This window comes from Pseudomonas sp. NBRC 111139 (genome assembly GCF_001753955.1).
Classification (GTDB): domain Bacteria; phylum Pseudomonadota; class Gammaproteobacteria; order Pseudomonadales; family Pseudomonadaceae; genus Aquipseudomonas; species Aquipseudomonas alloputida.
In genome coordinates this window covers 1-18,292 of the sequence record NZ_BCBP01000066.1, presented here as the reverse complement: position 1 = coordinate 18,292, position 18,292 = coordinate 1, and the positions used below count along the sequence as shown (strand labels likewise).

18 protein-coding genes are annotated in these 18,292 nt (G+C 62.6%); 4 read left to right on the top strand and 14 right to left on the bottom strand.

Features of this window, described 5'->3' with window-relative positions:
* The first annotated feature begins 120 nt into the window (after window positions 1-120).
* Entirely contained in the window at window positions 121-1,398 is a 1,278-nt protein-coding gene (locus tag BJQ17_RS23745; RefSeq protein ID WP_070096747.1) for a Zn-dependent hydrolase, read from the top strand.
* A gap of 1 nt (window position 1,399) precedes the next feature.
* Window positions 1,400-2,809, top strand: coding sequence for an amidase (locus BJQ17_RS23740; protein WP_070096746.1), 1,410 nt, complete (start codon window positions 1,400-1,402; stop codon window positions 2,807-2,809).
* Window positions 2,810-2,963: 154 nt separating this feature from the next.
* Here BJQ17_RS23740 and thiO read toward each other — a convergent pair whose 3' ends face one another.
* Genes thiO through BJQ17_RS23715 form a run of 5 tightly spaced genes read right to left on the bottom strand, consistent with a single transcriptional unit; the run spans window position 2,964 to window position 5,785 of the window.
* Window positions 2,964-4,061, bottom strand: a complete 1,098-nt coding sequence (thiO, locus tag BJQ17_RS23735) for a glycine oxidase ThiO (protein ID WP_003247575.1) — start codon at window positions 4,059-4,061, stop codon at window positions 2,964-2,966.
* A 54-nt stretch (window positions 4,062-4,115) separates the two neighbouring features.
* On the bottom strand, window positions 4,116-4,505 hold the full coding sequence (locus BJQ17_RS23730) for a type IV pilin protein (protein WP_003247577.1): 390 nt from the start codon (window positions 4,503-4,505) through the stop codon (window positions 4,116-4,118).
* Window position 4,506: 1 nt separating this feature from the next.
* Window positions 4,507-4,971 carry a hypothetical protein gene (locus BJQ17_RS23725; protein ID WP_003247578.1) on the bottom strand — a complete coding sequence of 155 codons (465 nt, stop codon included), beginning with the start codon at window positions 4,969-4,971 and terminating at the stop codon, window positions 4,507-4,509.
* The gene (locus BJQ17_RS23720; RefSeq protein WP_004577284.1) at window positions 4,968-5,606 is read right to left on the bottom strand and encodes a PilW family protein; all 639 of its coding nucleotides are present in this window, start codon (window positions 5,604-5,606) and stop codon (window positions 4,968-4,970) included. Before BJQ17_RS23720 ends, BJQ17_RS23725 begins: the two co-directional genes overlap by 4 nt.
* Complete coding sequence (locus BJQ17_RS23715) at window positions 5,603-5,785, bottom strand: prepilin-type N-terminal cleavage/methylation domain-containing protein (RefSeq protein WP_003247582.1); 183 nt, start codon at window positions 5,783-5,785, stop codon at window positions 5,603-5,605. Before BJQ17_RS23715 ends, BJQ17_RS23720 begins: the two co-directional genes overlap by 4 nt.
* 109 nt (window positions 5,786-5,894) lie before the next feature.
* Between BJQ17_RS23715 and BJQ17_RS23710 the strand changes: the two genes are divergently transcribed.
* Window positions 5,895-6,377 (top strand): GspH/FimT family pseudopilin, encoded by a 483-nt coding sequence (locus tag BJQ17_RS23710; protein ID WP_012051114.1) that lies wholly within the window; start codon window positions 5,895-5,897, stop codon window positions 6,375-6,377.
* Window positions 6,378-6,453: 76 nt separating this feature from the next.
* On the opposite strand, the gene ispH is transcribed toward BJQ17_RS23710, so the two are convergent.
* From ispH to murJ, 6 genes are all read right to left on the bottom strand, one after another.
* A complete protein-coding gene (gene ispH, locus BJQ17_RS23705; protein ID WP_004577287.1) occupies window positions 6,454-7,401 on the bottom strand; it encodes a 4-hydroxy-3-methylbut-2-enyl diphosphate reductase in 948 nt (315 codons plus the stop codon).
* A 14-nt stretch (window positions 7,402-7,415) separates the two neighbouring features.
* Entirely contained in the window at window positions 7,416-7,853 is a 438-nt protein-coding gene (gene fkpB, locus BJQ17_RS23700) for an FKBP-type peptidyl-prolyl cis-trans isomerase (protein WP_070096745.1), read from the bottom strand.
* Window positions 7,846-8,361, bottom strand: a complete 516-nt coding sequence (gene lspA / locus BJQ17_RS23695) for a signal peptidase II (protein ID WP_070096744.1) — start codon at window positions 8,359-8,361, stop codon at window positions 7,846-7,848. Before lspA ends, fkpB begins: the two co-directional genes overlap by 8 nt.
* A complete protein-coding gene (gene ileS, locus BJQ17_RS23690) occupies window positions 8,354-11,185 on the bottom strand; it encodes an isoleucine--tRNA ligase (RefSeq protein ID WP_003247611.1) in 2,832 nt (943 codons plus the stop codon). Before ileS ends, lspA begins: the two co-directional genes overlap by 8 nt.
* A complete protein-coding gene (gene ribF / locus BJQ17_RS23685; protein ID WP_003247613.1) occupies window positions 11,182-12,132 on the bottom strand; it encodes a bifunctional riboflavin kinase/FAD synthetase in 951 nt (316 codons plus the stop codon). Before ribF ends, ileS begins: the two co-directional genes overlap by 4 nt.
* A 118-nt stretch (window positions 12,133-12,250) precedes the next feature.
* Window positions 12,251-13,789 carry a murein biosynthesis integral membrane protein MurJ gene (gene murJ, locus BJQ17_RS23680; protein WP_003247616.1) on the bottom strand — a complete coding sequence of 513 codons (1,539 nt, stop codon included), beginning with the start codon at window positions 13,787-13,789 and terminating at the stop codon, window positions 12,251-12,253.
* Between the two features lie 250 nt (window positions 13,790-14,039).
* Here murJ and rpsT point away from each other — a divergent pair, with 250 nt between their 5' ends.
* A complete protein-coding gene (gene rpsT, locus BJQ17_RS23675; RefSeq protein ID WP_003247625.1) occupies window positions 14,040-14,318 on the top strand; it encodes a 30S ribosomal protein S20 in 279 nt (92 codons plus the stop codon).
* A gap of 247 nt (window positions 14,319-14,565) precedes the next feature.
* Here the strand turns inward: rpsT and BJQ17_RS23670 are convergent, their stop codons facing one another.
* Genes BJQ17_RS23670 through BJQ17_RS23660 form a run of 3 tightly spaced genes read right to left on the bottom strand, consistent with a single transcriptional unit; the run spans window position 14,566 to window position 18,128 of the window.
* Window positions 14,566-16,866: a PqiB family protein gene (locus BJQ17_RS23670; protein ID WP_003247627.1), complete on the bottom strand. Its 2,301-nt coding sequence runs from the start codon at window positions 16,864-16,866 to the stop codon at window positions 14,566-14,568.
* Complete coding sequence (locus BJQ17_RS23665) at window positions 16,859-17,482, bottom strand: paraquat-inducible protein A (protein WP_003247629.1); 624 nt, start codon at window positions 17,480-17,482, stop codon at window positions 16,859-16,861. The genes BJQ17_RS23670 and BJQ17_RS23665 overlap by 8 nt, the downstream gene beginning before the upstream one ends.
* Window positions 17,469-18,128, bottom strand: coding sequence for a paraquat-inducible protein A (locus tag BJQ17_RS23660; RefSeq protein ID WP_003247631.1), 660 nt, complete (start codon window positions 18,126-18,128; stop codon window positions 17,469-17,471). The genes BJQ17_RS23665 and BJQ17_RS23660 overlap by 14 nt, the downstream gene beginning before the upstream one ends.
* Between the last annotated feature and the right edge of the window lie 164 nt (window positions 18,129-18,292).

Genomic DNA, 18,292 nt, shown 5'->3' with positions numbered 1-18,292 from the left:
CGCGGGCAAACCCGCGCCTACAAAGGTGTCCCCCCCCAGCCCTGCGAGGCCTTTGTAGGAGCGGGTTCACCCGCGAATAGGCCGGTACAAGCCACCCAGTAATTTCAGGAGAGATGAACCATGAACACCCGCATCGATCCCTCGCAGCACCTGCTCGGCCAAGGCCCGTTGGTCAGCCGCGAGCGCCTGTGGCAATCATTGATGGACCTGGCCCAACTCGGCGCCACCGCCAAGGGCGGCGTGTGCCGCCTGGCCCTGACCGACCTCGACCGCCAGGCGCGCGACCTGCTCGTCCACTGGTGCGAAGAGGCCGGCTGCACGGTTAGCGTCGACGCCATCGGCAATATCTTCGCACGCCGCCCCGGGCGCAACCCTGCCCTACCGCCCATCATGACCGGCAGCCACATCGACACCCAACCCACCGGCGGCAAGTTCGATGGCTGCTACGGCGTCATGGCCGGCCTCGAAGTGATGCGCACGCTCAACGACCTGCACCTGACCACCGAAGCCCCGCTGGAAGTGGTGGTATGGACCAACGAAGAAGGTTCGCGCTTCCCGCCCTGCATGATGGGCTCGGGCGTGTTTGCCGGTAAGTTCGGCCTGCAGGAAACCCTGGACAAGGTCGATGACCAAGGTCTGTCGGTCGGCGCTGAGTTGCAACGCATCGGCTACGCCGGCCCGCGCGTGCCCACCGGGCATGCCGTGGGCGCCTACTTCGAAGCGCATATCGAGCAAGGCCCGGTGCTGGAAGACCAACGCACCACCATCGGCGTGGTCCAGGGCTGCCTGGGGCAAAAATGGTTCGACCTGACCCTTACCGGCGTCGAGGCGCATGCAGGCCCCACGCCCATGCACCTGCGCAAGGACGCATTGGTCGGCGCTGCCGAGGTGGTGGCTGCGGTCAACCGCGTCGCTCACGCGCACCAGCCACATGCCTGCGGCACGGTCGGCTGCCTGACCTTGCACCCAGGCTCGCGCAACGTCATCCCCGGCCAGGTGCACATGACCATCGACCTGCGCCACCTCGACCCTGGGCACCTCGACGCCATGGTCAGCGAAGTGCGCGCAGCCATCGAAAACAGCACGGCGAAACATGGCCTGAGCTATCAGCTAACCCCGACAGCCGACTTCCCGCCGCTGTACTTCGCCGAGCAGTGCGTGGATGCCGTGCGCCAGGGGGCGCGTGCGCTGGGCCTGAGCCACATGGATATCGTCAGCGGCGCCGGTCACGATGCGATCTTCCTCGCCGAGCTGGGCCCGGCCGGGATGATCTTCGTGCCATGCGAAGGCGGCATCAGCCACAACGAAATCGAAAATGCCGCGCCCCAGGACCTGGCCGATGGTTGCGACGTCCTGTTGCGCGCCATGTTCCAGGCCGCCAACCCGGGAGCCCGTTGAAATGACCCAGAAAACCGCGATTGGCGAACTCACCGCCGTCGAACTGCTCGAACTGTACCAGCGCCGCCAGTTGTCACCCGTCGAGGTGGTCGACGATGTGCTGGCGCGCATTGACCTGCATAATCCGGCGGTCAACGCCTACTGCCATGTCGACGGCGAAGGTGCCCGCGCCGCCGCCCGCGCCAGCGAACAACGCTGGCAGCGCGGCGAGCCCTGTGGCCGACTGGATGGCGTACCCGCCTCGATCAAGGACCTGACCCTGACCCGCGGCATGCCCACCCGCAAAGGCTCGCGTACAACCTCGGGTACCGGCCCGTGGGAAATCGATGCGCCCTTCAGCGCCTTCATGCGTGAAGCCGGTGCTGTGCTGGTGGGCAAGACCACCACGCCGGAGTTCGGCTGGAAAGGCGTGACCGACAACCCGCTGTACGGCATTACCCGCAACCCTTGGGATACCAGGCTGACTGCCGGTGGTTCGTCTGGTGGTGCTGCGGCAGCCGCCGCGCTGAACCTGGGGGTGCTGCATCAGGGCAGCGATGCCGGTGGTTCGATTCGCATCCCTTGCGCCTTCACCGGCACCTTCGGCATCAAACCGACCTTCGGCTATGTGCCGCAATGGCCGGCCAGCGCCATGACCGTGCTGTCGCACCTGGGGCCGATGACGCGTACCGTGGACGACTCGGTGCTGATGCTTGACTGCGTAGCGCGCCCCGATGCCCGCGACGGTTTGGCCGGCGCACCCCGGCAGGCGCCTTGGCTCAGCCAGCAGCAAGATCTGAGTGGGCTACGCATCGCCTACAGCGCCAACTTCGGTTACGTGCAGGTCGACCCACAGATCCAGGCACTGGTGGCGCAAGCGGTGCAGCGCCTGGTGCGGTTGGGTGCGCAGGTAGAGGAAGTGGACCCGGGCTTCAGCGACCCGCTGGAAACCTTCAATACCCTGTGGTTTGCCGGTGCGGCGCGGTTGGCCAGTGCCTTGAGCGATGAGCAGAAAGCGTTGCTTGACCCGGGGCTGCGCTGGATTGCCGAACAAGGCGCACAGATCAGCCTTGGCGAATACACCCAGGCGCTAGAGGCACGGGCAGAATTGATTGCGAAGATGAATGCCTTTCATCAGCGATATGACGTGCTGGTATCGCCGATGCTGCCGTTGGTGGCGTTCGAAGCCGGACACAACGTGCCGCCTGGGTCGGGGATGGCGCAATGGATGGAGTGGACGCCGTTCAGCTATCCCTTCAACCTGACCCAACAGCCGGCAGCCTCGGTGCCTTGCGGGTTTACCCGCGAGGGGTTGCCGGTGGGGCTGCAGGTGGTGGCCGGGCGCTTTGCCGATGAGCAAGTGCTGCGGGTGTGCAAGGTGTATGAGCAGCATTATCCGAGCCGGCACCTGCAAGCACCGATTACTGGCTGAAATCTGTGTTGGTTTCTGCGGCCCTTTCGCGGGTGAACCCGCTCCTACACGCACCGATTACTGGCTGAAATCTGTATGGGCCTCTGTGGCCCTTTCGCGGGTGAACCTGCTCCTACACGTACTTGTAGGAGCGGGTTTACCCGCGAAGAGGCCCTCAGCCCAAACGCCCTTCTGGCGCATACGGCGCCGGGTCGATAATCGGCTCGGCCCCTGTCAGCAAATCGGTAAACAGCTGGCACGAAGCCGGCGCCAGCACCAGCCCATTGCGATAATGCCCGCAGTTCAGCCATAACCCTTCATGCCCTGGCACAGGCCCAATGTAAGGGATGCCTTCTGGCGACCCCGGCCGCAGCCCCGCCCAGTGCGCCACCACTGTGGCGCCTTCAAGCTCAGGCAACAACTCCACCGCCGATGCCTTCAGGCTTTCCAGCGCATCCCCGGTCGGCGTCTTGTCATACCCGGCGTGTTCCAGCGTGCTCCCCACCAGAATGTGCCCGTCACGTCGCGGGATTGCATAACGTCCCTTGGCCAGCACCATGCTCGGCAAGAAGTCTTCAGCACACTTGAACAGGATCATCTGGCCCTTCACGGGCTCCACCGGCAGTTCAAGGCCAAGGGTACGCAACAGGTCGCCACTCCAGGCGCCTGCACTGAGCACAACCTCATCCGCCGCCAGTACGCCATCAGCCGTCTGTACACCGGTCACGCGCCCCTTTTCCTGCACGAAGCCGGTGATCTGGCAGTGTTCGCGCAAGGTCACGTTTGGCAGCGCCAGCAACGCCGCTTTCAGCGACTTGACCAAGCGTGGGTTGCGCACATTGGCCACGCCAGCCATGTAGATGGCGTGCTTGAAGCCAGGGCCCAGCACCGGGACCGCATCGTAGGCCGCCGAAATATCCACGGCACTCAGCGGCCGCTGCTCGCGCGCGGCCCAGGCCAACGCGTCAGCCTCGTCGTCCAGGTCGAGCCAGTACAGCCCGGTGGTGTGAACTTCGGGGTCGACACCGGTGCTGGCGAACAGACGCTCGCCCAGCTGTGGATAAAAGTCCTGCGACCAATGCGCCAGAGCGGTCACTGCGGCGCTGTAGCGCCACGGGTACAACGGCGAGACAATGCCTCCGCCAGCCCAGGACGACTCTCGGCCAACCTCACCCTGATCGCACACCACCACCTGGCCGACCTTGGCTGCCAGGTTGAATGCCGTCAGCAGGCCGATCACCCCGCCGCCGACCACCACTACTTGCTTGCTCATCTGTCGATCCAACACCTGAAGTAAAACCGCGATGCACCGGGCATCATTCAACCTTCAGCTTCCCCAGCAGTGCGTGCTGTGCTCAACGGCACCCGGATTGCGCTGCATGCCAGCCTGGTCGAGCTGGAAATCGCCACAGCCATCCTGCGCCATCAGCCCATGCGGTAGCCGCCGGGCGCGCAGCGTGAAGGTGTCACTGTCGCGCTGGGCCTGAAGGCTGTAGTAGCGGGTACCTTCGGGCAAGACCAGGTCGCCCTCGGCGTATTGGCCAGTGCGCACGCGGTGGCGCTCCAGGCGCAGGGCAGCGTCGTGCAGCAGGCCAACCACTTCACTGCGCGCGGCTCGCCGAAGCTGGTCGCTGTAACTGGGGTAGGCAATGGCTGCCAGAATGCCGGTCACGGCCAGCACAATCAACAACTCGATCAGGCTCAAGCCTTGCTGCATGTCAGTCTCCTCGCAATCTTTGCCGCCAGGTGATGCGTTGGGTTTGATTGCCGGCCACGGCGTAGACCGCTTCCAGTACATGCCGTGAGCGGCTTTGCTTGCTGACGGCGGTAATCCGGAACAGGCTAACCGGCTGCCCTTCGGGCATGTGCGCGGCACGTTTGCTGACACCCAGGTTCTGCAGCTGGAAAAAGCCGGTCTGGGTACCTTGCCACTGCCCAACCAGATCGTGCGGCCTGGGCGGCGGCAGGCACGCGTTACAACCGTCAGGGGGCGCCCGTTCAAGTTCGCGCTCCCCGGCCAGCAAAGTGGCCTCAGCCTCTTCCAGCGCCAGCAGGCCATCGCTCAGGTAGCCGGTCATCCGTGTTTCCACCAGCGCGTCACGCAGGGCAGATGTGGCAAGCAGGCCCAGCAGGACGCTGAGCACCAACGCCAACAACAGGACAACACCCCGCTGGCGGTTCATGAAGCCGGCACCGGGTTACGCAATGCCACGCTCAGCGCATGGTGCTGCTCAAGCTGCAAGGTCGGCTCATACAATGTCAGCTGAAGATCGATCCGCTCTCCAGCCACCTGCACCACACGCAGTTCGCGCACGTGATCGACCAAGGGCTGATTGCGGCCGCGCCGCTCGAAGTAAAGCGTACTTCCAACGTGAGCATAGCGATGCCGGCTGACAGGCACAGCCATAAGCGTGTCGCTACCTTGCGCGCGCTCCTTGTGTACCTCCACCGTGTTGATACAGTTTGTCAGCAAGGTCCAGTCGGGGTCGCCGGCATACCCTGGTAACTCAGCGACGACCAGGCTCAAACTTGACGGGCCGCTCGCCAAGGGCCGGGCAAAGGCCTGCTCCGCGCCGGAGACCAGAAAGTCGTCTGGGCTCAGGCGCAGGCAACCGAACATCCCGGCCATGCGGATATCCTGCGCCATGCGCAGCAATGCAAGCCGCGCAGAATCCTGCATGCGCACTGCCGTACTTTGCAGGCGCCAAGTCTGGTGCGCGGAGACAAAAAGCTGGCTGGCCGCCGCCAGCAGCATCAATCCGATCGCCAGCGCCACCACCATCTCAAGCAAGCCAAACCCTGCCTGACAGCGCCTCATCGCCGCCTGCGCTCATGTTCGCTGTGCAGCGCCATCGCCGCCTGGCCATCCCGGCGCGCGCTGTCCGCAGCCTGCAATGCCTGCAATTGCATCGCAGCCGTTGCGAACAGACCTGCGGCCACGATCACGATCGCCAACAACACTTCCAGAAGCGTCATGCCCCCTTGCCTTGCGTGCATCCCTGCACCTCCTGCGACTTTTCCCGTCATTGCTTTCAACTAGGGCGACTGGACCTCTTGTCCAACCGCCAGGAAGCTATAGCCAAGCACGTCCAGGGAGGAATGCACGGTGAAGCAACGCGGCGTAACACTGATACAAATGTTGTCGGCCTTGGCCGTGGCGGTCTTGCTGACCCAACTGGGCATGCCGGCCTACGCCCGAATGAGCGATGACCTGCACCGGGCGGCGGCTGCCCGTGATCTGGCGCAGGCGCTGCGCAGTGCACGCAGCCATGCCATGCTGCAAAGCCAGCCGGTGCTGGTGCTGGCGCTGGACGGTAATTGGGGGAATGGTTGGCGGGTAGTGCTGGAGCATAACCGGCAGGTGCTACGCGAACAGCGCCTTTCAAAGCCGCTGAAAATAACCAGCAATCGCGGCGAGCAGTTCAAATTCAGTGCGCTGGGCGTGCCAATGACGTCGGGCAACAGCTGGTTGGGCGCAACACTGGAAATGTGCGAACGCGCCGCTGCTCGCAGCCGATATCAAGTGGCGCTGGCATCAAGCGGCAGAGTCAGGTTGCTTACGGAGGACCGGAGCAATGACCGCTGCTAGCGCGGTCATTGCAGGAACAGTCTTGAGTCGCGCAAGGGCTGCAAAGCAGCCCCTGCATTGGCAGCGGTGCAGCCCGTTAGATCAGCGAGCGAACCCGCAGCTCTTTGGGCATTGAAAAGGTGATGTTCTCTTCGCGCCCATCCAGCTCTTCTGCGCCGGTAGCGCCCCAGGCCTTGAGCTGTTCGATCACACCACGCACCAGCACTTCGGGTGCCGAAGCACCGGCGGTGATGCCGATCCGCGCGGTCTGATCAAACCAGCCGCGTTGCATGTCCTCGGCACCGTCGATCAGGTAGGCCGGGGTGCCCATGCGCTCAGCCAGCTCGCGCAAACGGTTGGAGTTGGAACTGTTCGGGCTGCCCACCACCAGCACCACGTCGCTCTCGCCGGCCAGTTGCTTGACGGCGTCCTGGCGGTTCTGGGTGGCGTAGCAGATGTCGTCCTTGCGCGGCCCACCGATGTTCGGGAAGCGCGCACGCAGCGCGTCGATGACGCGGCTGGTGTCGTCCATCGACAGTGTTGTCTGGGTGACAAAAGCCAGGTGGTTGGGGTCGCGCACCTGCAGGTTGGCAACATCTTCCTCGTCTTCGACAAGGTAGATGGCGCCGCCGTTGCTGGCATCGTACTGGCCCATGGTGCCTTCGACTTCCGGGTGCCCTTCGTGGCCGATGAGAATGCACTCACGGCCATCGCGGCTGTACTTGGCCACTTCGATGTGAACCTTGGTCACCAGCGGGCAGGTGGCATCGAACACTTTCAGGCCACGGCCAGCAGCTTCCTGGCGCACAGCCTGGGAAACACCGTGGGCACTGAAGATGACGATGACATCGTCCGGCACCTGGTCCAGCTCTTCGACAAAGATGGCGCCGCGGTTACGCAAGTCTTCCACCACGAACTTGTTGTGCACCACTTCGTGACGCACATAGATCGGCGGGCCGAAGACTTCCAGCGCACGGTTGACGATCTCGATCGCCCGGTCGACCCCGGCGCAGAAGCCGCGCGGGTTGGCGAGTTTGATTTGCATGCTCGGCTCCAGGCTTACAGGGCCTTCACCTCGAGGATCTCCACCTCGAAGGTCAGGGTCTTGCCAGCCAGTGGGTGATTGAAGTCGATGGTTACGTGGTCGTCATCGAACGCTTTGACCACACCCGGCAGCTCGGTGTTGGCGGCGTCGTTGAAGATGATCAGCAACCCTTCGGACAACTCCATGCCTTCGAAGTTGGACCGCGGCATGACCTGTACGTTCTGCGGGTTAGGCTGGCCGAAGGCGTTCTCCGGGGCCACTGCCACGGTGCGCTTGTCACCGGCCTTGAAGCCGAACAGGGCGTTTTCAAAGCCCGGCAGCAGGTTGCCATCACCCACTTTGAAAGTAGCCGGGGCCTTATCGAACGTGCTGTCGACGGTGTCGCCGTTTTCCAGGTGCAGCGCGAAGTGCAGGGTGACTTCGGTGTTCTGGCCGATACGGGTGTCAGTCATGGACCGGATCCTCGGACTTCTTGCTCTTGAACATATCCAGCACCAGCATCACCGCACCAACGGTGATGGCGCTGTCGGCCACGTTGAAGGCCGGGAAGTAATGGCGGTTCTGCCAGTGCACCAGGATGAAGTCGACCACATGGCCCAGCACGATGCGGTCGTACAGGTTGCCAATCGCCCCACCCAGCACCAGCGCCAGCGCCACGGCCAGCCAGGTCTCGTTGCGCCCCAGGCGCTTGAGCCAGACGACCAGTACCGCGCTGACCACCACGGCGATCAGGGCGAACAACCAGCGCTGCCAACCTGCACCATCAGCCAGGAAGCTGAACGCGGCACCGGTGTTGTAAGCCAGGGTCCAGCTGAAGTAGTCAGGAATGACCACGATCTGCTGGTACATGGTCAGGGCGTTGTTGAAGTACAGCTTGGTGGCCTGGTCGATGACCAGGACCAGCAAGCTCAGCCAAAGCCATGCAAGGCGCCCGAAGCGCCCCGCTGCAGGGTTAGGCATAGTGGCGCACCTCACCCTGGCCGCTCAGGTTGTCGACACAACGGCTGCAGATTTCCGGGTGCTCCGGGTGGCTGCCGACGTCGGCGCGGAAGTGCCAGCAACGGCCGCACTTGGCGTGACCGGACTTGACCACTTTCAGCTTGAGGCCTTCGACTTCGGTGGCTACGGCTTCGGCAGGCGCCTGTGCGAACGGCACCACGCTAGCGGCCGAGGTGATCAGCACGAAGCGCAGCTCGTCGCCCAGCTTGCCCAGGTCGGCACTCAGGCCTTCGTCGGCGTACAGGGTCACTTCAGCCTGCAGGTTGCCGCCAATGACCTTGGCGGTACGCTGGTTCTCCAGCTCTTTGTTCACCGATGCCTTCACCGCCATCACGCGGTCCCAGTAAGCACGGCCAAGCTCGGTGCCTTCCGGCAGCTCGCTCAGGCCTTCGTACCAGCCGTTGAGCATGACCGACTCGTTGCGCTCGCCCGGCAGGTACTGCCAGATTTCGTCGGCGGTGAATGCCAGGATCGGCGCGATCCAGCGCACCAACGCTTCGCTGATGTGGAACAGCGCGGTCTGGCAGGAACGGCGGGCGACACTGTTGGCGCCGGTGGTGTACTGGCGGTCCTTGATGATGTCGAGGTAGAAGCCGCCCAGTTCCTGTACGCAGAAGTTGTGCACTTTGGAGTAGACGTTCCAGAAACGGTACTCGCTGTAGTGCTCTTCCAACTCGCGTTGCAGCAGCAGGGTACGGTCCACGGCCCAGCGGTCCAGCGCCAGCATGTCTTCCGAGGCCAGCAGGTCGCGGGCCGGGTCGAAGCCGGACAGGTTGGAAAGCAGGAAACGCGCGGTATTACGGATACGCCGGTAAGCATCGGCGCTGCGCTGCAGGATCTGCTCGGAAACCGCCATTTCACCGGAATAGTCGGTGGCCGAAACCCACAGGCGCAGGATATCGGCACCCAGGGTGTTGTTGACCTTCTCCGGCTCGATGGTGTTACCCAGCGACTTGGACATCTTGCGGCCGTTCTCGTCCACGGTGAAGCCGTGGGTCAGCAGCTCGCGGTACGGCGCGTGGTTGTCGATGGCGCAACCGGTCAGCAAGGACGAGTGGAACCAGCCGCGGTGTTGGTCGGAACCTTCCAGGTACAGGTCAGCGCGCGGGCCGGTAGCGTGGCCGATGTCGTGCGAGCCACGCAGTACGTGCCAGTGGGTGGTACCGGAGTCAAACCACACATCGAGGGTGTCAGCGATCTTGTCGTACTGGTCGGCTTCAGCGCCCAGCAGTTCGGCGGCGTCCAGCTTGAACCAGGCCTCGATGCCTTGCTGCTCGACACGCTTGGCCACTTCTTCCATCAGTTCGACAGTGCGCGGATGCAGCTCGCCGGTCTGCTTGTGCAGGAAGAACGGGATCGGCACACCCCAGTTGCGCTGACGCGAGATGCACCAGTCCGGGCGGTTGGCGATCATCGCGTGCAGGCGCGCCTGGCCCCAGGCCGGGACGAACTTGGTGTCTTCGATGGCTTTCAGCGCACGCTCACGCAGCGGCTCGCCAGTGCTCGGCTGCTTGTCCATGCCCACGAACCACTGCGCGGTGGCGCGGTAGATCAGCGGAGTCTTGTGGCGCCAGCAGTGCATATAGCTGTGGCTGATGGTTTCGGTGTGCATCAGCGCACCGACTTCGCTCAGCTTCTCGACGATGGCCGGGTTGGCCTTCCAGATGAACTGGCCGCCGAAGAATGGCAGCGACTCGACATACACGCCGTTGCTCTGCACCGGGGTAAGGATGTCGTCGTTGACCATGCCGTAGCGCTTGCAGGTGACGAAGTCGTCTTCACCGTAGGCTGGCGCGGAGTGCACCACACCGGTACCGGCGCCCAGCTCGACGTAGTCAGCCAGGTACACTGGCGACAGGCGGTCGTAGAACGGGTGACGGAAGTTGACCAGCTCCAGCGCCGAACCTTGGGCGGTGGCAAGAACCGAACCTTCCAGGTTGTAGCGCTTCAGGCACGACTCGACCAGCTCTTCAGCCAGCACCAGCAGGCGCTCGCCGGTGTCGACCAGGGCGTACTTGAATTCCGGGTGGATGTTCAGGGCCTGGTTGGCCGGGATGGTCCACGGGGTGGTGGTCCAGATCACGATGGCGGCCGGCTTGGTCAGCGAGGCCAGGCCGAAGGCGGCGGCCAGCTTGGCCTCATCGGCAACCGGGAAGGCCACGTCGATGGTCTGCGACTTCTTGTCGGCGTACTCGACTTCCGCTTCAGCCAGCGCCGAACCGCAATCAAAGCACCAGTTCACCGGCTTCAGGCCCTTGAACACGAAGCCTTGCTTGACCATCTCGGCCAGGGCGCGGATTTCACCGGCCTCGTTGGCAAAGTTCATGGTCTTGTAGGGGTTGTCCCAGTCACCCAGCACGCCCAGGCGGATGAACTCGGTCTTCTGCCCTTCGATCTGCTCGGCGGCGTACTCGCGGCAGAGCTCGCGGGTACGGTCGGCAGAAAGGTGCTTGCCGTGGGTAACCTCGACCTTGTGCTCGATCGGCAGGCCGTGGCAGTCCCAGCCTGGCACGTACGGCGCATCGAAGCCGGCCAGGGTCTTGGAGCGGACGATCATGTCCTTGAGGATCTTGTTCAGCGCATGACCGATGTGAATCTTGCCGTTGGCATAGGGCGGGCCGTCGTGCAGGACGAACTTGGGACGATCCTTGCCAATTTCGCGCAGCTTCTGGTACAGGCCAATGCTGTCCCAGCGCTGCAGGATCTGCGGTTCGCGCTGAGGCAGGCCGGCCTTCATGGGGAAGGCGGTGTCCGGAAGGTTAAGCGTGGCTTTGTAGTCGGTCATTTCAGGCTCTTCGTTAGCGGTTGAGCGTGCCAATGTGCACGTGCGGCGGCGATATCCGCATCGATCGCCGACTTCAGCGCCTCCAGGGAGGCGAATCGCTGCTCTTCACGCAGCTTGTGGTGGAACTCCACCGTCAGGCGCCGGCCGTAAAGATCGCCGGCAAAGTCCAAAAGATGAATCTCCAGGTGCGGGCGCCCATCACCGGCAACGGTGGGGCGCACGCCGATATTGCCGACACCCGGCCAAGCTTTGCCGTCGATCACGATGCTGGCCAGGTATACCCCGGACAGCGGCACGCGACGGCGCTTGAGCTGGATGTTGGCGGTTGGTGTGCCGAGCTGGCGGGCCAGCTTCTGGCCGTGCAGCACGCGGCCTGTAATGCGGTACGGGCGGCCCAGCAGGTGTTCGGCCAGCTCGAAGTTGCCCTCGGACAAGGCCTTGCGCACTTCGGTGCTGCTGACCCGCAGGCCATCCTGGATGACCGTGTTGGCGGCCTCGACGGTAAAGCCATACGCGTTGCCGGCCTCGACCAGGAAAGCGAAGTCGCCAGCGCGGTCGCAGCCGAAGCGGAAGTCATCGCCCACTTCGAGATGACGCACGCCCAGGCCGTCGACCAGGATGGCCTTGACGAAGGCATCGGCACTGAGCTTGCTCAGACGCTGGTTGAACGCCAGGCACAGCACCCGGTCGATACCTTCGGTCGCCAGCAGCTCTATCTTGTCGCGCAGCCGGGCCAGGCGCGCTGGCGCGGTATCGGGTGCGAAGTACTCGCGTGGTTGCGGTTCGAAGATCACCACGCAGGTCGGCAGGCCCAAGGCCTGACCGCGCTCGCGCAGGCGCGCCAGGATTGCCTGGTGGCCGCGGTGAACCCCGTCGAAGTTGCCAATGGTGGCGACACAGCCCCGGTGCTCGGGGCGCAGGTTGTGAAGACCTCGAACCAGCTGCATAACGCGCTTCTTGCTCATAAAGTGGCCGATTATAACCACACCCGGGCGCTGGTGACAGGCAGCAGCGCCCAAGGGCGGCGTGGAATGCGAAAAACCGACGCCTGACCCGCCAAAAGCCTCAGTGCAAGGCCTTGCGAGCGAAATGCCGGGGCCTGAAGCCACACAGGTACAGGCAGCCAAAATACGTCACGACGCCCGCCAGGATCAGCGCCCCAAGCCGCAGGAAGCGCTCAAGCATAATGCCCTGCTCCCAGGCCGGCATATAGTGCATGCCCGCCAGCAGTACTGCCGACATCAGCGTCACTGCCAACACAAGCTTGAGCAGGAACACTGCCCAGCCAGGCTGAGGCTCGAACAGCTGCTGACTGCGCAGCTTCCAGAACAGCAAACCGGCATTCAGGCAGGCACCGAGGCTGATCGCCAATGCCAGGCCGGCATGTGCAAGCGGGCCGACCAGGGCAAGGTTGAACAGCTGGGTGCAGACCAAGGTGAAGACTGCGATCTTCACCGGCGTGCGAATATTCTGCTGCGCATAGAAGCCAGGTGCCAGTACCTTGATCAGAATGATCGCCAGCAAGCCCACGGAATAGGCGATCAACGCCCGCTGGGTCATGGCCGCATCAAACGCGCTGAACTTGCCATATTGAAACAGCGCAACGGTCAGCGGCTCGGCAAGAATGGCCAAAGCCAGGGTGCAGGGCAGCACCAGCAGGAAGCACAGGCGCAGGCCCCAGTCGAGAATCCGTGAGTACTCCTCGCGGTCCTTGTTGGCGTAGGTCTTGGCCAGGGTCGGCAGCAGGATGGTGCCCAGAGCAACGCCCAACACACCGGAAGGCAGCTCCATGAGGCGGTCGGCGTAGTACATCCACGACACCGAGCCGGCCACCAGGAAGGAGGCGAAGATGGTGTTGATGATCAGCGAGATCTGGCTCACCGACACCCCCAGGATCGCCGGCAGCATCTGCTTCAGTACCCGCCACACACCCGCGTCCTTGAGGTTCAGACGCGGTAGCACGAGCATGCCGATCTTCTTCAGCGCTGGCAGCTGGTACAGCAACTGCGCCAGGCCACCCGCCAGCACGCCCCAGGCCAACGCCATGATTGGCGGGTTGAAGTACGGCGTCAGCAACACGGCGAAGGCGATCATCGCCACGTTCAGCAAGGTAGGCGTGAAGGCCGGCACCGAAAAGCGGTTCCAGGTATTGAGGATCGCTCCGGCCAGGGAAGACAGCGAGATCAGGAATATATAAGGAAACGTCACCCGCAACAGGTCGGTGGTCAGCGCGTATTTTTCGGTGCTGTCGACAAAACCCGGGGCCGTCGCCCACACCACCCACGGTGCAGCGAGGATGCCGATGGCGGTCACCAGGGCCAGCACCAGGGTCAGAAGGCCGCTGACATAGGCAATGAAGGTGCGCGTCGCCTCCTCGCCCTGCTGGGTCTTGTACTCGGCCAGAATCGGCACGAAGGCCTGGGAGAATGCGCCTTCGGCGAAGATGCGCCGCAACAGGTTGGGCAGTTTGAACGCGATGAAGAAGGCATCGGTAGCGACACCAGCACCAAAGATGCGGGCCAGGATGGTGTCGCGAATAAAGCCCAGCACCCGCGAAATCATGGTGATCGAGCTTACTGCAGCCAGGGATTTGAGCAGGTTCATCGAAAAGATTCACGCCAATGACAGAGGACGCTGCCAGATAGCGTCCGAATGTGCGATACTCCCGCGCCTTCGCAGGGGAGCCAAAAATTCCCGAGTGTACAGGTCGCGCAGCAGAAAGGAATCTTTCCCGCTTGTTGGCGCACCGCTCGGCGGAACCTTGCAGGTGGCCTTGACATCCGCTCGACTGATCGGCATGATTCGCGGCCTATTTTGTTTGCTATTTACCTAAAGTCTTTCGAGGAGCTCGACGGTGGCCAACACACCTTCCGCCAAGAAACGTGCAAAACAGGCTGAGAAGCGTCGCAGCCACAACGCCAGCCTGCGTTCCATGGTCCGCACCTACATCAAGAATGTAGTTAAAGCCATCGACGCAAAAGACGCCGAAAAAGCGCAAGCCGCTTACGTTCTGGCTGTACCTGTAATCGACCGTATGGCCGACAAGGGTATCATCCACAAGAACAAGGCTGCTCGTCACAAAGGCCGTCTGAATGGCCACATCAAGGCGCTGAAAGAAGCTGCAGCTGCCTAAGCGACGCGCTAGTCGAAAAACCGACCCTAGGGTCGGTTTTTTGTTGCCTGCGATTTATGCTTGCGGGCACAGCTCCATGTGGTACTTGATCTCTGTGGGAGCGGCCTTGCGTCGCGGAAGAGCTGCGGGGCAACCCCGGCAAGCTCAGCTTCTGCGCTGAGGCCGAGGGGCCGCTACGCACCCCTGTCGCGACGCAAGGCCGCTCCCACAAAAAAGCGGGGCCGCGTTTGGCGGCCCTACTTTTACATCACTTGGCGATTTGAATCTTCGGTGCCCACTGCAGCCATTCATCCTCGGCCTTTTCGAACAAGGCAAAGGTCTGTTGCGGCCGTGCCGGGTTACCCATCTGCTCGCCATCTGGCGTTGCAAAGGCGATACCGCCATCGATCAGGGTTTCCACCGACTCCGTACGCACTGTAGCGCCCTTGAACAGACCCCAGTCGAAACCGAAACCACTGCTGTTCCAGAAGCGGCTACCGCTGCGCACCAAGGCGGCATAGCGCGGCTCGATGAGGATATGAATCAGCACGCGGTCAGCGCTCTGGCCCAGCTCGAAGCCTGTCACCTTGCCCACCGTAACCTCACGATAGGTAACCGGCACACCCGGCTTGATCGAGCCGCGGCGTGGTGCACTGAGCGTCAATGGCAGGCCGACCTCTGGCCCTGCTACCTGCGGTGCTTCGGCCAAAGCGATGAAATCGCGCTGCGGCCCACGGTTCTTGGCTGCAGGCTGCACTTCCAGGTACTGCCCACCTATCAAGGTGTCCAGGTTTTCAGTGCGCACCAGGCCCAAGGCCGGCTTGACCACCCAGAACTGCGTACCGGCACGGGCAATACGATCCGCCGCTTCGGTAATGCGCGCCCGTAGCAGCACCGCCTGCAGGTCATCGGTGAGGTCGACGCTCTCGATGCTGCCCACATCCAGGCCGCGGAAGCGGATGGCCGTGCCCGGTTTCAGGCCATCAGCACGCTCTACACGGATGGTGATCAACGTACCCGCACGGTTTACCGCCTCCTGGCTGTCATGCAGGCGGAAGCGTGGAATGTGTCGTTTCAGCGGTACATCGGGCCGTGGCGTATCGAACGCAATACCGCCGGCCATCAGTGTTTGCAGCGACTCACTCTTGATCTTGATGCCCGACAGGCCGCCGGTCAGGGTGATCCCACTGACGTTCCAGAAGCGCGACGAACCATTGACCAGCTTCTCGTACTCCTTCTCGATATGCACACCGATCAGGATGCGGTTGCTGTTACGGGCGAACTGATAGCTCTGCACGCTACCCACCTTCACCTGGCGATACATCACCGGGCTGCCGATTTCCAGCGAACCCAAGGTGTCGGCGAACAACACCATGTGCAGGCCCGGCGCTTTGAGGTCGAGCGGCGGCGCCTTGGCACGCGCCTCGAACTCACGCTCTGGCCGTGCGCCCTTCTCACCAGGACGAATGGCGATGTAGTTACCTTTGACCAGCGCTTCCAGGCCCGTGATTCCCGCCAGGGAAATCGACGGTTTGACTACCCAGAACTGCGTCCCGTCTACCAGGTAGTCCTCGGTCAGCGGGTCGAGTGTCAGCTCGGCAGAAGCGCTGGCCAGGTTGTCTTCCATCTTCAGGGCTTTCAGCGAGCCCACCTGAATGCCCTTGTACATGACCGGCGTGCGACCCGCCTGCAGGCCTTCATAATCGCTCAGCTTCACTTTTACCCGGATACCCGCCTGGGCTGCATCGAAGTCCTCGTACAGGCGGAACGGCAGGCTTGGATCGGTGGGCGGGCTGTCCTTGCGGTACTCCGGCGTGGCGAAGGCGATACCACCCGCCACAATGCTCGACAACGACTCACTGCGCACCTTCACACCCGAAAGCGAAGCATCGATGCTGACACCGCTGGCGTTCCAGAAACGCGTGTGCTTGCGCACCAGGCTGGCGTAGGCCGGCTCGATGAAGACTTTCACCTCTACGGTGCTCTGGTCCTCGGACAGGCGGTAGCTTTTCACCCGGCCAACCTGAATCTGCTTGTAGAACACCGGGCTGTCACGGTTGAGCGAGCCCAGCCTGTCGGCCTTGAGGGTCAGGTGCAGGCCGGGTTCAGAATCCGAGAGCGGTGGCGCCACCTTCAATGCCACAAAGCGTTTGGTACGTTCCCCCTCCCCCGGGCTAACAGCGATGTAGTTACCCGACACCAGTGTTTCAAGGCCGGATATACCGGCCAGGCTGACGCTCGGCTTCACCAACCAGAAACGCGTACCTTTATTCAGGTGGGGCTCGGCGGCCTTGTTCATCTCGATGGTAGCGATCACCCCCTGCGTGTCGCCCTTGGCGTCGAGCACCAGGCTTTTCACCTTGCCAACCGGCATGCCTTTGTAGATGACCTCGGTCTTGTTGGCGACGATACCCTCTCCCGACTCGAAGCGGACTTCAATTTCCACGCCAGCGTCGCGGTAGGCCTGCCACGCGAGCCAGCCACCGATCATTAGCGCAATCAAGGGCAGGATCCAGATGGCCGACCAGTTCGAGGCAGGGCGGGTTTTAGCCGTTGGCAGGTCACTCATGGTCGTCATCCGACTCCGTGTTATCCCAAATCAGTCGGGGATCGAAAGTTAAAGCGGCAAGCATTGTCAGGATCACCACAGTTGCGAAGGCGACAGCGCCCAGGTTGGCTTCGACACTGGCTATTCGGCCAAAATTCACCACTGCCACCAGGATGGCAATGACGAAGATATCCAGCATGGACCAGCGCCCGATGAATTCGATGAAGCGGTACATCAATATCCGCTGCCGGGCCGAAAGCGGTTGCCGCCGCTGGACGGAGTACAACAGCAAGCCGATGCCCACCAGCTTGAACGTGGGGACCAGGATACTGGCAATGAACACCACAGCCGCAATGGGCACCATGCCATGCTTGAGCAGGGTGATGACACCGGACATGATGGTGTCCGGGCTGCCCTGACCGAGGGTACTCACGGTCATGATCGGCAGTATGTTGGCTGGGATGTAGAGGATCGACGCCGCAATCAGCAACGCCCAGGTGCGCGCGATACTGTTAGGCCGGCGTGCATGCACGATAGCGCCGCAGCGTGTGCAGGTTTGCGAAGTGCTGTCTGGCTCTTGCCTGTTCAGCTCGTGACACTCATTGCAGACAACAATGCCTGCGTCAATCGCCCGCATGCAGGTCCTCCCCCGATAGCGCACTCCAGATCTGGTGGGGCGACATCACAACCTCGAGCCACACCTGGATCAATAACAGACTGATGAAACAGAACAGCCCAAGGCCCACGGTCAGTTCGGCCAGGTCCACCAGTTTGACGATGGCCACCAGCACCCCCATGAAATAGACCTCGAGCATGCCCCAGTCACGCAGATGGTGATAGATGCGGTAGAAGACCAGGCCGTAGTCACGTCCGAAGTTCAAGCGGATGCTCAACAGCACGGCCAGCTGACAGAGCAGCTTCGCCAGCGGAATGACCATGCTACAGAGCAACACCACTACGGCAACACCGCGCATTCCCGAGTTGTACAGGCCTAGCACGCCACTCCAGACCGTATCGTCCGAAGTCTGACCAAGCAGGTGCAACTGCATGATCGGCAGGAAATTGGCCGGCACGAACAGCAAAAGGGCCGCCAGTACCAAGGCCAGGCTGCGATTGACCACATTGTGCCGGTGGGCATAGAGCTCGTAGCCGCAGCGCGGGCATTGGGCTTTCTCATCATGCTGCAGCACGGGCTTGCGCAGCAGCAGGTCACATTCATGGCAGGCGACAAGCTCGTCCAACGGCAGCTGGTCCAGGGTTTCAGGTTCGACAGAATTGGACATATGGCGCTTCTGAATAGGTGCGTGGTGGCTATTCTAGTGTTCTGGCTCGAATTGTGGGAGGCGACATTGGCCTGGAGGGTATGCGCCCCTGCCTGGCGTTGCCCCCTTCCCCGTAGGAGCGGGTTTACCCGCGAACACCGGCGAAGCCGGTGCCATCTCCGCTC